Source organism: Nocardia niigatensis NBRC 100131 (assembly GCF_000308655.1).
GTDB lineage: Bacteria > Actinomycetota > Actinomycetes > Mycobacteriales > Mycobacteriaceae > Nocardia > Nocardia niigatensis.
In genome coordinates this window covers 12,488-25,657 of the sequence record NZ_BAGC01000019.1, presented here as the reverse complement: position 1 = coordinate 25,657, position 13,170 = coordinate 12,488, and the positions used below count along the sequence as shown (strand labels likewise).

Annotated in this window: 12 protein-coding genes and 1 pseudogene; 8 read left to right on the top strand and 5 right to left on the bottom strand. The window is 67.7% G+C overall.

What is annotated here, in order from left to right; all coding sequences use genetic code 11:
* The first annotated feature begins 551 nt into the window (after nt 1-551).
* Entirely contained in the window at nt 552-1,289 is a 738-nt protein-coding gene (locus tag ON33_RS06055) for a helix-turn-helix domain-containing protein (RefSeq protein WP_157184428.1), read from the top strand.
* Between the two features lie 87 nt (nt 1,290-1,376).
* Here ON33_RS06055 and gnd read toward each other — a convergent pair whose 3' ends face one another.
* On the bottom strand, nt 1,377-2,819 hold the full coding sequence (gene gnd / locus ON33_RS06050) for an NADP-dependent phosphogluconate dehydrogenase (protein WP_040856221.1): 1,443 nt from the start codon (nt 2,817-2,819) through the stop codon (nt 1,377-1,379).
* A gap of 176 nt (nt 2,820-2,995) precedes the next feature.
* Nucleotides 2,996-3,940: a LysR family transcriptional regulator gene (locus ON33_RS37970; protein ID WP_281033188.1), complete on the bottom strand. Its 945-nt coding sequence runs from the start codon at nt 3,938-3,940 to the stop codon at nt 2,996-2,998.
* 289 nt (nt 3,941-4,229) lie between these two features.
* Between ON33_RS37970 and ON33_RS06040 the strand changes: the two genes are divergently transcribed.
* Nucleotides 4,230-5,006, top strand: a complete 777-nt coding sequence (locus tag ON33_RS06040; protein ID WP_040856217.1) for a C1 family peptidase — start codon at nt 4,230-4,232, stop codon at nt 5,004-5,006.
* Between the two features lie 5 nt (nt 5,007-5,011).
* Here ON33_RS06040 and ON33_RS43080 read toward each other — a convergent pair.
* A pseudogene (locus ON33_RS43080) lies at nt 5,012-5,101 on the bottom strand (hypothetical protein); the annotation flags it as partial.
* A gap of 128 nt (nt 5,102-5,229) precedes the next feature.
* Here ON33_RS43080 and ON33_RS06030 point away from each other — a divergent pair.
* The gene (locus ON33_RS06030; RefSeq protein WP_040856212.1) at nt 5,230-5,961 is read left to right on the top strand and encodes a DUF7873 family protein; all 732 of its coding nucleotides are present in this window, start codon (nt 5,230-5,232) and stop codon (nt 5,959-5,961) included.
* 459 nt (nt 5,962-6,420) lie between these two features.
* On the opposite strand, the gene ON33_RS06025 is transcribed toward ON33_RS06030, so the two are convergent.
* Nucleotides 6,421-7,035, bottom strand: coding sequence for a TetR/AcrR family transcriptional regulator (locus ON33_RS06025; RefSeq protein WP_040856210.1), 615 nt, complete (start codon nt 7,033-7,035; stop codon nt 6,421-6,423).
* A 106-nt stretch (nt 7,036-7,141) separates the two neighbouring features.
* Between ON33_RS06025 and ON33_RS06020 the strand changes: the two genes are divergently transcribed.
* The 5 genes from ON33_RS06020 (at nt 7,142) to ON33_RS06000 (ending at nt 11,610) form a co-directional block, all read left to right on the top strand.
* Nucleotides 7,142-7,627: a nitroreductase family deazaflavin-dependent oxidoreductase gene (locus tag ON33_RS06020; protein WP_040856206.1), complete on the top strand. Its 486-nt coding sequence runs from the start codon at nt 7,142-7,144 to the stop codon at nt 7,625-7,627.
* Between the two features lie 659 nt (nt 7,628-8,286).
* Nucleotides 8,287-9,225 (top strand): cutinase family protein, encoded by a 939-nt coding sequence (locus ON33_RS06015; RefSeq protein WP_306307505.1) that lies wholly within the window; start codon nt 8,287-8,289, stop codon nt 9,223-9,225.
* A gap of 494 nt (nt 9,226-9,719) precedes the next feature.
* Nucleotides 9,720-9,971, top strand: a complete 252-nt coding sequence (locus tag ON33_RS06010; RefSeq protein WP_157184427.1) for a hypothetical protein — start codon at nt 9,720-9,722, stop codon at nt 9,969-9,971.
* A gap of 286 nt (nt 9,972-10,257) precedes the next feature.
* Nucleotides 10,258-10,890 carry a hypothetical protein gene (locus ON33_RS42500; protein WP_174391488.1) on the top strand — a complete coding sequence of 211 codons (633 nt, stop codon included), beginning with the start codon at nt 10,258-10,260 and terminating at the stop codon, nt 10,888-10,890.
* Nucleotides 10,891-10,896: 6 nt separating this feature from the next.
* Nucleotides 10,897-11,610, top strand: coding sequence for a hypothetical protein (locus ON33_RS06000; RefSeq protein WP_040856194.1), 714 nt, complete (start codon nt 10,897-10,899; stop codon nt 11,608-11,610).
* Between the two features lie 65 nt (nt 11,611-11,675).
* On the opposite strand, the gene ON33_RS05995 is transcribed toward ON33_RS06000, so the two are convergent.
* Nucleotides 11,676-13,157 (bottom strand): glyceraldehyde-3-phosphate dehydrogenase, encoded by a 1,482-nt coding sequence (locus ON33_RS05995; protein WP_040856381.1) that lies wholly within the window; start codon nt 13,155-13,157, stop codon nt 11,676-11,678.
* Nucleotides 13,158-13,170: the final 13 nt, after the last annotated feature.

Sequence of the window (13,170 nt, the reverse complement as noted above, 5' to 3'; positions counted from 1 at the left end):
CCTTTCGACGAGACCCGGATCCGAACTCTGGGCGGATTCTATGACGATGCGCAGGAGCTTCACAGTTCACCATCCGGTGGCGGTGTGGTAGGCGGAGCGTGACCACCGGGCACGGCGGCGACCGGCTCGATCCCGCGTTATCCGAAATCGCTTGGCACACAATGGCACGAGACCATCTTCCCGCAGAATCAGCTGCTCGATTACTTCGGCCGCTTCCCCGGGCCGAAGCGACGCGCTCTGGCGATCGGAGACCATGGCGCGGTGGAGGTTCCCAGTTTGTTGCTGGGCGTCTACACCCGGACCACCGGGTTTTCGAGCCCGCGGGCGGCCGTTGCATGGTGATAGCACGGCCGCACCGCGGTCACAATGCCTTGAACCAACACAATTGGGATATTCCGACTGGTGCCTCGGCCTCGCGCCCGTATGGCAGCATCCCTAATCGGGTTGCTCGTCGGTGACTGCGAGCGGGAACGGCGGCGATCGGGTGTTGGGAAGGCGGGTCTTCGGTGTCCGAAGACGAGGAAAGCGGTTGGTTTGCTGAGGATATCGCGGTGCCGACCTTCGGCCAGGCGCTGCGGCGGCTGCGTGACGAACGCGGTTACTCCCGGGAACACCTGGCCTATATGGCGGGCGTGAGCGCCAGCTACATCACCGCCCTGGAGAAGGGCGAACGCGAGAAGCCGACCCGATCGGTGGTCGATTCGCTGCTGCGCTGCCTGAACCTGATGTCCCCTCTGACCCCCACCGAACGCCGGCACCTGCTCGACCTCGCCGGCCTGCGCATGCCCGAAACCGTGGACCCCGAGGAACTGCACGCCGCCATCACCGCGGACCAGCAACAGGCTCTCACCCTGTTCGAACCGGCCCTGGCCGCCTACCTGGACCCGTGCGGAAACATCCTGGACACCAACGACTCCTGGAACGCCGCGTTCCCCGGCCTCCGCGAGGACGGCAATGTCTTCCGCTGGATATTCGGCAACCCCATCTCGAAAACCGTCGAGATCGACTGGGAATCCGAAGCCCGCCAATATGTCCAATGGCTCCAGATGACCGTGAGCCTCTCCCCCGACGACCCGGTCTTCACCACTCTCGTCGCCGATCTGGCCCACTACCCCGACTTCCGGCGCTTCTGGGACGAGGGCGCCACCGACTTCATTCCACCCGTCCGCAGCCTCAGTCTCCGCGCCCCGGACACCGGGGAAATCCGCCAGTACACCGTCCAAGCCGGGCCCATCCAAACCGACACCTATCCGAACCGGATAATCCTTCTCCTCTGCCTGCCCCGCTGATTCGGTTCGGCCCCGCACAACGCAGCAGCGGAGTCCGTGCCGTATCGGCACGAACTCCGCTCGGGGAACGTCTTGTCCTACCGCGAATTACGCGGGGACTTCACTGCGGTCGCCGCTCCACAGGGTGTGGTACTTGCCGTCGGCGTCGACGCGCTCGTAAGTGTGGGCGCCGAAGAAGTCGCGCTGGCCCTGGGTGAGGGCAGCCGGGAGGCGCTCCGCGCGGAGGCCGTCGTAGTAGGAGAGAGAGGAGGCGAAGGCCGGGACCGGGATGCCGAGCTGAGTGGCCACCACGACCACGCGCCGCCAACTGTCGATGGCGGTCTCGATGGCCTCCCGGAAGTACGGCGCGAGGATCAGGCTGGGCAGGGCCGGATCGGCTTCGTACGCCTCCTTGATGCGGTTGAGGAAGCGGGCTCGGATGATGCAGCCGCCGCGCCAGATGGTGGCCAGATCGCCCGGGTGCAGATCCCAGTTGTACTCGGCGGAGCCGGCGGCGATCTGGTCGAAGCCCTGCGCGTAGGCGACGATCTTGGAGGCGTAGAGGGCCTGGCGAATGGCCTCGGTGAATTCCGCGACGTCCGTGGGCTTTTCGCCGAGCACGCCGGAGGCCAGGCCCTTGGCGGCGGCCCGCTGGGCGCGCGAGCCGGACAGCGCGCGGGCGAAGACCGCCTCCGCGATGCCGGTGACGGGGATGCCGAGGTCGAGCGCGGACTTGACGGTCCAGCGGCCGGTGCCCTTCTGCTCGGCGGCGTCCACGATCACGTCGACCAGCGGCTTGCCGGTCTTGGCGTCGACCTGGTTCAGCACCTCGGCGGTGATCTCCACCAGGTAGCTCTCCAGCTCACCGGAGTTCCACTGGGTGAACACGTCCGCGATCTGCTTGGCGTCGAAGCCCAGCGCGTCCCGGAACAGGTTGTAGGCCTCGCCGATGAGCTGCATGTCGGCGTACTCGATGCCGTTGTGCACCATCTTCACGAAGTGGCCGGACCCGTCGGGGCCGATGTGGGTGCAGCAGGGGGTGCCGTCGACCTGTGCCGCAATGGATTCCAGCAGCGGGCCCAGCGACTCGTAGGACTCCTTCGGGCCGCCCGGCATGATGGCGGGGCCGTTGAGCGCGCCCTCCTCGCCGCCGGAGATGCCCGCGCCGACGAAGTTCAGCCCGCGCGCCTTCATGGCGGCCTCGCGGCGGATAGTGTCGGTGTAGAGGGCGTTGCCGCCGTCGATGATGATGTCGCCGGGCTCCATGGCCGCGGCCAGCTCCTCGATCACCGCGTCGGTGGCGTCACCGGCCTTGACCATGATGAGCACCCGGCGCGGCTTCTCCAGCGCGGCCACGAACTCCTCGACGGTTTCGGTGCGCACGAAATCACCCTCGGCGCCGTGCGCCTCGAGCAGGGCGTCGGTCTTGCCGATGCTGCGGTTGTGCAGGGCGACGGTGTAGCCGTGCCGTGCGAAGTTGCGGGCGATATTGCTACCCATGACCGCCAGGCCGGTCACGCCGATCTGAGCGCGCGCTTCCGAGGTCGCCATGAAACAGCCTCTCCGTTCGAAGATGTGATGGCCGCACGAAGTCTCCTCGGCGGCGGCATCGACGGATGCGCTCCACGACGCCATACCTTTTCTACCCCACGCCGGATTCCCTCCCCAGCCGGGATGCGGGCAGCCCACGCCACACGTCCGGTGGCCGCTCGTGGCGTCGCCCCGGCTCACGCGACTTCGGTCGCGGCCTCCCGGGCGGGCGATCGGAAGGCGACGTCGGTCCCGCCGGGTTCGCGGCGGGCGGTCCAGCCGAGCCGCGCGCCGAGCGCCCGGGCACAGCAGCGAATGGACCGTACGGCCTCGGTCTCGCCGTTCGCGCGCCACAGCAGCGACCACGGGTAGTAGCAGTGCTCGGCGATCGGAATCCAGTGCAGGCCCGGCAACGGCGCACAGGACCGGGGCACGCACACCACCGCGTGACCGTCGCGGACCAGCCGGCCCGCGCCCAGCACGCTGTGCACGGTGCCCGGATACGGCGTGGCCGCGAATCCCGCTGTGCGGCACAGCTCCCGGATGTACTCGTTGAACTCCGGCGCCCGGGATTCGTCGGCGAACACCAGCGTCTCGCCGGCCAGCTCGGCGAGCGGTACGGCGCGCCGGGGCGCCCAGGCGTGCTCGGCGGCGACCAGCACGCCCAGCCGATCCAGGCGGATCACCTCCGACGCCACCCCGGCCGGCAGTTGCGCGGCGCGCCCGATACCGACATCGAGCCGGCCCTGGGCCAGCAGCCGGCACTGCTCGGGCACCCCGGCCTCGATCTGATGCACCTCGACCAGGTTCGGATGGTGCCGCCGGACCGCGGCCAGCACCACCGGCATGGTGTCGAAACTGGCGTCCCCCACCGCAACCCGGAGGATGGCGTCCGGTCCGGTCATGGTGCGGGTCGCGGCCGCGGCCCGGTCGACGTGGCTGAGGATCAGCCGGGCCTCGGACAGCAGCAGCGTGCCCGCGGCGGTGAGACGCACATAGTGGGTGCTGCGCTCCACCAGCGGGACGCTCAGTTCGCGTTCCAGCCGTTGAATCTGCTGGCTCAATGCCGACTGCACGATGTGCTCGCGCGCCGCGGCGCGCCCGAAATGCAGCTCTTCCGCCAGCGTCACGAAATAACGCAGTTGCCCGCAACTCCACGACCGACCCCCTAGCGCCGTTCGACACCGGTGGTCGATGACCGGCTGCCGTCGGCAGTTCTCTGCTTCGCGTGCACATCGAATATCCCGCGATCGGGCGCCGGGGTAACGAGTGGTGGGCTACCCGATTTTCCGGGGCTCGTCTCGATCAGTTCGAGTGAAGACGTTTTCGAACTTCGCTCGTTTCCGATTACGGCCGCGCGGGCTGCACTGGAGGACATCAGAACTCGCCCCGCCGGGCGATTCACCGTCGACATCCGAAGGACCGCCCGTCATGAAAACAATCAGCGTCAAGCAGAACAAACAGCTCGGCTGGATTCCCGACCTGCCCGACCAGCGCGACCACCTCTATGCCGCGCCGGCCGAGGTGCTCACCCAGCTGCCGCCGTCGGTCGATCTGACCTCCCAGTTCGGCGCCGTCTACGACCAGGGCAAGCTCAGCTCGTGCACCGGCAACGGAATTGCCGGGGCGCTGCAGTTCGACGCCATCGAACAGCGGATCGCCGACGAGTCCACCCCGTCCCGGCTGTTCATCTACTACAACGAACGCGTCATGGAGGGCACCGTCGATCAGGACGCGGGCGCGATGATCCGCGACGGCATCAAGAGCGTCGCCACCCTGGGCGCCTGCCCGGAAACCGAATGGCCCTACGACATTTCGGAATTCGCGACCGAACCGCCCCGGCAGTGCTTCACCGACGCCACCAAGCATCGGGCCATCCAGTACTCCCGGGTCGCGGGCACGCTCTCCCAGATGCGCGGCTGCCTGGCCGACGGCTATCCGTTCGTCTTCGGCTTCACCGTCTACGACAGCCTCTTCACCCCGGAGGTCGACAAGACCGGCGCGATCCCGCTGCCCGGCGCCATGGACCGCGTGGAGGGCGGACACTGCGTGGTCGCGGTCGGATACGACGACGCCACATCGCTCTTCAAGATCCGCAACTCGTGGGGCCCCGCCTGGGGCCTCGACGGCTACGGCACCATTCCCTACGCCTACCTGCTCTCGGTCAACGCCTCCGACTTCTGGACCATCCGGACCGTCACCAGCTAGAGGCCGAGCGCCGCCACGATGGCTCGTAAAGCCCAGCCGCCCACCGGCATCAGGTGCATGAGCATGGTCCGGTAGACGGCGTGGCCGGAGAGCGCGCGGCGATAACGAGCCGAAACCCCTTGGCCGCCAAGCTGAAACAGGTCGGCGCCAGGCCGGGCAGCCACGGCGGCGACCGCCGGAAAACCGGTGGTCGCTTCCGTGCGAGCACCGATACAGTGCCCGAATGACACGTTTGAATCAGATTGTCGCCGTCGAGAAAGGGATCAAGTCCCGGACCTTCTCCGACCTCACCGAGGCCCACCACAAACTGGCCAAAAACCCGCTGCTGAGCGGTATTTCGCGCACCTACCGCCCCAAGGACGAGGAGGGCGAGCAGCTGCCGCCCGAGTCGACGCGCGTCCAGGTGAAATCCGAGGAGGTCCTGCAGACCACGGCGGAGATCCTGACCAAACTGTTCGACGTTGTCGCGACCAAGGATTGGGCCAACTGCACCGCCGCCGCCGACGTCGTGGTCGACGGCCGCACCCTGATCGCCGACGCGCCCATCACCTACCTGCTGTTCCTGGAGAAGCAGCTGGTGGACCTGCACACTTTCGTGCGCAAACTGCCGGTGCTGGACGCCGCCGAGTCCTGGGAGTACGACTCCGCCGCGGACTGCTACGCCACCGAACCGGTACAGACGGTGCGCACCAAGAAGATTCCGCGCAACCACGTGAAAGCCGAAGCGACGGAGAAGCATCCGGCGCAGGTCGAGGTGTATCACGAGGACGTGGTGGTCGGCTACTGGCGGACCATCCGGTTCTCCGGCGCGCTGCCCGCCAAGCGCGTCAACGAGCTCACCGAACGCGTCGAAAAGCTCCAGCACGCAGTGAAATTCGCGCGCGAGGAGGCCAACAATGCCGAGATCACCCAGCGCAAGCTCGGCGGCGAGATCTTCGGATATTTGTTTGGCTGATCGCCGCGGCGCCGTCTAGAGTCGACAGTGCGCAAGGAGCGCAAGCTGAAACCGAAGTTCCCTGTGACGGGCACAGCGGCCCAGTGGAGGTTCGAGTCCTCCTCCCGCCATCCACGGCGGGATAGCCCAAATGGCAGAGGCACCGCGCTCATCAAACTCACACTATCGCTCCAGTTTCAGCATTCTCCGCCGAACGCCGAATCGAGAGAACGGATTGTCAGCGTGAAGGTTGCGGGTTCAACTCCCGCCGGCTCAGCCACCGATGGGCCGTAGCTCAATCGTAGAGCGTCACGTTAACGTCAGACTCACACCGTTCTTAAACGTGTCGGCGTGCCGCAAATGGGCGGACACCGAAACCCCGGGGCAGGCTAGACCCCGGGGTTTCCCGTCCGCCGGTGCCGCGGCTCCGGCTGCTGCCCCTTCGGCTGCCCGTGGTCGCCGATGGCAGGGTTCGCGCCGCTATTCGCGGACGGACATATCACGCGAAACCAGTGCGGGCGCGACCCATCTCGACAGATAGCCGCGAATCTCGCTGCCCCGCCGCGGCGGCCGGCCCGGATCGATGACGAACGACTGCACGATGCGCAGCATGTGCTCGACGAGTTCATCCAGATCGGCGCCGGAGATTCCGGCCGCGGCCCAATCCACCGAGAAGCGTTCCAGAATCGAACGCCCGAAAGACCGTGCGGTATCGGAAGTTACGCCCACCGAGAAAGCACCGGCCCGCCCTGAACGCAACAGCAGGCCGAGGTATTTCTCCTCCGGCAGGCGCTCGAGCGTGTAGGCGATGCCCTCCACCACGGCGGTCGCCGGATCGCGGATATCGCCGAGCCGTTCCGCCAGCACATTCAGGAAATGTTCCGTCTGCGCCAGCGCGGTGGCCGTCAAAAGCGCTTCGGCACTGGGGAAGTAGCGATACACGGTCTGGCGCGTGACACCGAGATCGCGGGCCACCTCCGCAATGCTGAACTCGTCGCCGGATCGATCGATGGCCCGCCGGGCGGCGGCCACGATGCGGTCGACGGCCTCGGCGTCATCGGCCGGCGCCGACCCCGACCATCCATGCGTGCGCACCGGATCGCCATCCCTTCGCTCGCGATTGTCCCGTCCGAGGCTACTGCCGGGCCTTGACCATACACATGGCTATCACTGTATGGTCGATGGACGCGAAAGGACGCCCATGACCACCACCCCGCCCCGGCCCAGCCAGCTCGACTCCCCGATGCTGCCCAAGATCTTCAAGCGCGTCGGCAAGGCCCAGGTCTGGATCTACCGCCGCACCGGCGGCCGCATCGGCGGAAAGTGGCGCATCGGAGCGGGTTTCCGCAAACCGGTGCCGACCCTGCTGCTCGAACACCGCGGCCGCAAGACGGCGACCGTCTACACCGTGCCGCTGCTCTACATCACCGACGGGCCGGACACCATCGTGGTGGCCTCACAGGGCGGGCTCCCCAAACACCCGCAGTGGTACCGCAATCTGTGCGCCAACCCGGACACTCACATCCAGATCCGCGCCCACCGGTTCCCGGTACACGCCGTCACCGCCGACCCGGCACAGCGGGCCCGGCTGTGGCCCCGGCTCGTCGAGGCATACGCCGACTTCGACACCTACCAGGCCTGGACCGAACGGGAGATTCCGGTCGTGATCCTCCGGCCGGCCGAGTAGCCATCGTGCGGCACAGGACATCGCCGTGCGGTCTCACGCCAATAGTCCGACCGTGTCCCGATGATTGTCATAGCCGTAAGCTCCTTTCCCGCCGCGCGTCTCGTCGACCAATTCTCCGAGATCGCGGCCGGGGCAACTCCCGAGACGGGATGCCGCCGCAACTCCAGCCCCCGCCTTCTTCGGCGACACCGATAATTGGCCGGGGCAACTCCCGAGGCAGGATGCTGCCGAAATTCCAGCCCTCGCGCCCTGCGGCGATACCGCTGATTCGCTGATAGCAGGGCCGAATCGGCGAACCGGCGGCATCCGGGGATTGGGCGGGCCACAGCGACAGCGCGTCGATACAAGTGACGCCGGTCTCCGGAATTCGCGATTTGTCTCGATCCGAATAGTTACGGCGCAAGGGAATTCGAGCCGGACATCGGCGAACCGGGAGTGCGCGCCTGCCCAGGTCCCACATATCCGATCTGTCTGGTTCTCGGCGTTTCCCGCGCGATGAGCAGCGGGACCAGCCAATTCCTTTGGTATGTTCGCCTCGTTATGCCGCCCCTCTCGGGCATACACGGTGGTCTGCCCGGAGACACCGCGTGGGGCGCGAGCAAAGCATCAACCCTGCGGTGGAGAAGTCGTCCGAACGATCCGAACAAGGGGTGTGTACCTTGTCTTTTCGAACAGCGCGAACCTACCGGGTGGCATATGGCGCCCTGACGGCCGTCGTGGCGGCCGCGGCCGGAATGCTCACGGCCACCGGCGCACCCAGCGCCCAGGCCGCACCCGCGGACTGCCCGAGTCTCAATGTGATCGCCGTCCCCGGCACCTGGGAGACCTCCGTCGACGAACCGAAACAGGGCATGCTCGGGCAGGTCACCCACGGGCTGCCCGGCTCGGTGCGCAGCGACTACGTCAGCTATCCGGCCACCGCCTTCCCCTGGGACGGCGAGGTGTACGGCACCTCGAAACGGGACGCCGTGAATGCCGCGCGCGCCCTCATCGCCGGGACCGCGGCGCGGTGCGGCGCAACGCGTTTCGCCCTGATCGGCTACAGCCAGGGCGCCGACGCCGCGGGCGACCTGGCCGCGGAGATCGGCACCGGCGTGGGCGTGGTCCCACCCGATCGCGTGGCCGCGGTCGGGCTGATCTCCGACCCCCGCCGCTCCCCCACCGACGCGCTGATCGGCCCCCCGGTGCCCGGCACCGGCGCGGGCGGGGCGCGCGCGGGCGGCTTCGGCTGGCTCAGCCCGAGGGTCCGCACCTTCTGCGCCGCGGGCGATCTCTACTGCTCGGTCCCCAACGACGATCTGGCCGGCCGCTCGGCCGGGCTGCTCACCCAGATGTCCGCTCAGGATCCGCTCCAGATCCCGAGTTACGCCATGACTTTTCAGTCCATCCTGAACGAGGCCCTGTGGCAGGGCACCGCCGCGATCCTGTCCGCCCCGGCCGACGACCCGGCGAGCGAGCAGTGGGTCCGCCAGGTCCAGGACTTCCTGGCCTCCGGCGTCCACCAGTCCTACCCGCGCTACGTCGTCGACGCCAACGGCACCACGGCCACCACCTGGCTCCGCAACTGGCTGGCGGACACCGCCCGCGAAATCTCCTGATACCGGCGACTTTCCACGCGGCCGGGCCGCGTCACCTCGCCCCATCGAGGTGACGCGGCACCCACCGACCCGCCGAGCGCCTCGAGCAGCCACTGCTGCGAGATCCCCGTGCTGAGTGCCCCGGACCGCTTCGGTGCACATCCAGTACCGCCGCACCCGATCATCGGAATCCCTCGCGCCGCACAGCGATCCCCGACGGAACCGGATCGTGTCACGTGCACCGCGCGCGGCGGCGCGCGCATCCGAGAATCGATCCAGCCCCGGGCGGCCCGGCCGGGGTGGCTCCTGCGCGATCAGCGCCGGCCCCACCGCTTCACAAGCCTGGGCAACACCTTCCAGCAGCCCGCGCCGGAGCCGGATCCCCGCCCCGCCCGACCGCCACAGTTGAAATCGTTACGCCCAGAACCGGATCCGCGATCGTCCTGGCCAGCTCGGCGAACGCCACGAGCTGCGCCGGATCCCGATCCGTGCGCAGGTCCGGCACATTCATGGCGATGAACTCGTCGAAGATCGCGGGCGGCAGCGGCCCGCCGCCACATCAATTCCGCCAGTTCGGCATCCGCGACACGCCGGGCGGCCATTCCCTCGTCGCTACCGACACCGACTGGGACGCGGGCCGCGTGGTCGAGGCCACGATCGGGCATTGCTGCTGTTCGCGAGCGGACGCGAACTGCCGCGCGAACGATGAGTTACCGTTGGCGCTCGTTAGTGGGGGCCGCATTCTCGGTGCACCCGATCACCACTGAATGAAGGAACTCGCACCGATGATCGCCACCTACGCCCGTACCGCCGCCCGCGCCGCGCTCGCAGCGGCCGTCGTCGGGACCGTAGGTTTCGGACTGTTCGGCAGCCTCACCGTCGCCAACGCCGGCGGGGACTACGGGCCGGACACCTGCCAGGAAGGCTACGTCTGGCGGGAGGCCAACGCGGCCGACCACGTATGCGTCAGCCCGGCCACCCGGGATCAGGCGCGGGCGGACAATGCCGCAGTCGCGTCCCGGAAGGCCGGCGGCGCCTACGGGCCCAACACCTGTGTCAACCGCTTCGTCTGGCGCGGGGGCCGACGACGGGGACGTCGTCTGTGTCACCACGGCGGTGCGGCAACAGGCCAAGGACGACAATGCCGCGGCGGCCTCGCGCAAGGCGTCGCTGAACATCTGGCTCACCACCTACACCGCCGGGGACAAGTGCAACGGCGACGTCTGCACCCAGACTTCCGACGCGGGCAGCCAGTACAAGATCAATGGCGACCACTTCGACAAGGGCACCATCACGCTGATCGTGAACCGCGACAACGGCACCCGGCTGGCCGTCTACGCCGTGACCGCCGGCGTGCACAACGGCTACGCGGGCGCCTCGTTCGGCTACGAGACCACCATGTGGGACCCGAACTCGGGTTTCCACGCGCCTGCACCGGCGGCAACGACGCCTACATCCAGGCTTACGACCCGAACTCGCAGCGCTGGTCGGACCGGCTGCCCTTCAAGCACGGCTGCAACTCGTAACCAGGACCGCGCGGGCCCGTCGCAGAAAGGGCCCGCGTTCCGGCGCCCGACCGGCGCGTCCGCAAATTTCCGGAACAAGTTCATTTCAAAACAGCCCGACCGGTCCCCGTCTCGGGGTACCTTCCTGCCCGTGTCCGTTACCGGACCCGGAAGGAATTGAAAGACAGTGTTCATTGGGCAAATCGGGTCGACCGCGATCCTTGCGGCCGCAGACTCGGCCGACTCCTCCGGCGTCTCCGCCGGCACCCTGCTGATCCCGACGGCCGGTGTGGTCCTGCTGGTGGTGGGCCTCGTTCTGCGCAATCGGTCGAAGCAGCCCGCAGACGACGCGGCCGCCTCGACCGGGATGCCCAAGCACACCGGCACCGTCGTCGCCGTCGCCGGCGTCCTGATCCTGGCGCTCGGCATCCTCGCCACCGTCACCAAGGGCACCAGCACGACCACCACCCACGATCCCGAACTCGCCGTGGGCAACTGCGTGTCCGCCACCGACTACCGCGGCGCCCAGATCGGCAAGATCCACCCCACCTCGTGTGACGACCACGCGGCCGTCTACGAACTCGCCGCCTCGGTCACCAACGGCGCCACCTGCCCCGACGGCAAGCTGCGCGACGCCGGCTACTTCGTGCTGACCGACGGCAACCACTCGCTGTGCTTCGCCCCCAATGTCAAGGTGGGCGACTGCTATTCGATGCAGCCCGACGTCAACCAGATCACCCCGATCGACTGCGCCGGCAAGGCCGGGCCGGGCGTCACCGTCCAGATCGGCGGCCGCTTCGACGGCTCCACCGACCCGAACCAGTGCGCCATCCCCGCCGGGGCGACCGTTACCCCGCAGCCCGCTCGCGTGGTCTGCTGGCAGCCGGTCAAACAGGGCTAGACCCGAGATGTGAACGGGGCCCGGCAGTGTGACTGCCGGGCCCCGTTCACATCGTCTGCCGCGAATTATCCCACCGCGGCCACCGCGGGCACTCCCTCGGCGGGATCCTGCTCCCCCAGCCGCGGGTACGTCGGGTACTCGATACCCGAGATGTACTGCACGGTCCGGACCACCTGGCAGGAGTAGCCGAATTCGTTGTCGTACCAGAGGTAGAGGATCGCGGTGTCGCCGTCCACGATGGCGGCATTGGCGTCCACGATCGACGCCGCCCGCGACCCGATGAAGTCACTCGACACCACATCGGTGGCCGCGGTGAAATCGAGATTGCGGCTCAGCGGACCCGACAGCGACACCTGCCGCAGGTACTCCAGCACCTCGGTGCGATCGGTCTCCCGCTTCAGCTGCAGATTCAGGATCGCGACCGAAACATCCGGCGTGGGAACGCGAATCGAGCTGCCGGTGATCTTGGCCTGGAAGTCCGGCATGGCCTTCTTCACCGCGGACTGCGCGCCGGTCTCGGTGAGCACCAGGTTGAACGGCGCGGACCGGCCACGGCGATCGGACTTGTGGAAGTTGTCCAGCAGGTTCTGGTCATTGGTGAACGAGTGCACCGTCTCCACGTGCCCGCGCACGATGCCGAACTCGTCGTCCATCGCCTTCAGCGGCGGCACGATCGCGTTCGTGGTGCAGGACGCGCAGGAGAAGATCTGCTGCGTCACGTCCTGGTCGCGGTGGTTGACGCCGTGCACGATGTTCGGCACATCGCCCTTGCCCGGCGCGGTCAGCACGACCTTCGCGATGCCGGGACGCAGATGCTGCTCGAGGCCCGCGCGGTCACGCCACTTGCCGGTGTTGTCGATCAGGATCGCGTCGTTGATCCCGTACTCGGTGTAGTCGATCGCCGCCGGGGAGTCGCTGTAGATGAACCGGATCACGTTGCCGTTGGCGATGATCGTGTTGTTCTCGGCGTCGACCTTGATGGTGCCGTTGAACTGCCCGTGCACCGAGTCCCGCCGCAGCAGCGACGCGCGCTTGACCAGATCTTCTTCGCCGCCCTTGCGCACCACCACGGCCCGCAGGTTCAGCCCGTTTCCGGAGCCGACCTTCTCGATGAGCAGGCGCGCGACCAAGCGGCCGATGCGGCCGAAGCCGTACAGCACGACATCGCGCGGACCCTGCGGCTCGGCCTTGTTCCCGTCGAGCACCTCGGCCAGCACCGTCGCGGTGAAATCGGGAATCGACAGCCCGCGGTCGTCGGCGCGGTAGGCGTGGACCAGGCGGCCGAGATCGATCTTGCTCGGACCCAGATCCAGCCCGCTGAGCACCTCGAGGAAGGGCAGGGTCTCGTCGATCGACAGTTCCTCACCCTCGATCTGCCGGGCGAAGCGGTGCGTGCGCAGGATGCTGATCACCGACTTGTTCACCAGCGACCGGCTGTGCAGGAGGATCGTCACCCCCTTGTCGCGATAAAGCCTGCCGATAATCGGAATCATCGCCTCCGCGGCAGCCTCGTGAGCGTTCCAGCGGTCAAGATGGTCGGTAGTCAACACAAGTCCTCGG

Bases quoted from the DNA above. Each gene is read 5' to 3' on its own strand.
- gnd (WP_040856221.1), bottom strand. From the start codon at position 2,819: ATGGCGACCTCGGAAGCGCGCGCTCAGATCGGCGTGACCGGCCTGGCG.
- ON33_RS06040 (WP_040856217.1), top strand. From the start codon at position 4,230: ATGAAAACAATCAGCGTCAAGCAGAACAAACAGCTCGGCTGGATTCCC.
- ON33_RS06030 (WP_040856212.1), top strand. From the start codon at position 5,230: ATGACACGTTTGAATCAGATTGTCGCCGTCGAGAAAGGGATCAAGTCC.
- ON33_RS06020 (WP_040856206.1), top strand. From the start codon at position 7,142: ATGACCACCACCCCGCCCCGGCCCAGCCAGCTCGACTCCCCGATGCTG.
- ON33_RS06010 (WP_157184427.1), top strand. From the start codon at position 9,720: ATGAACTCGTCGAAGATCGCGGGCGGCAGCGGCCCGCCGCCACATCAA.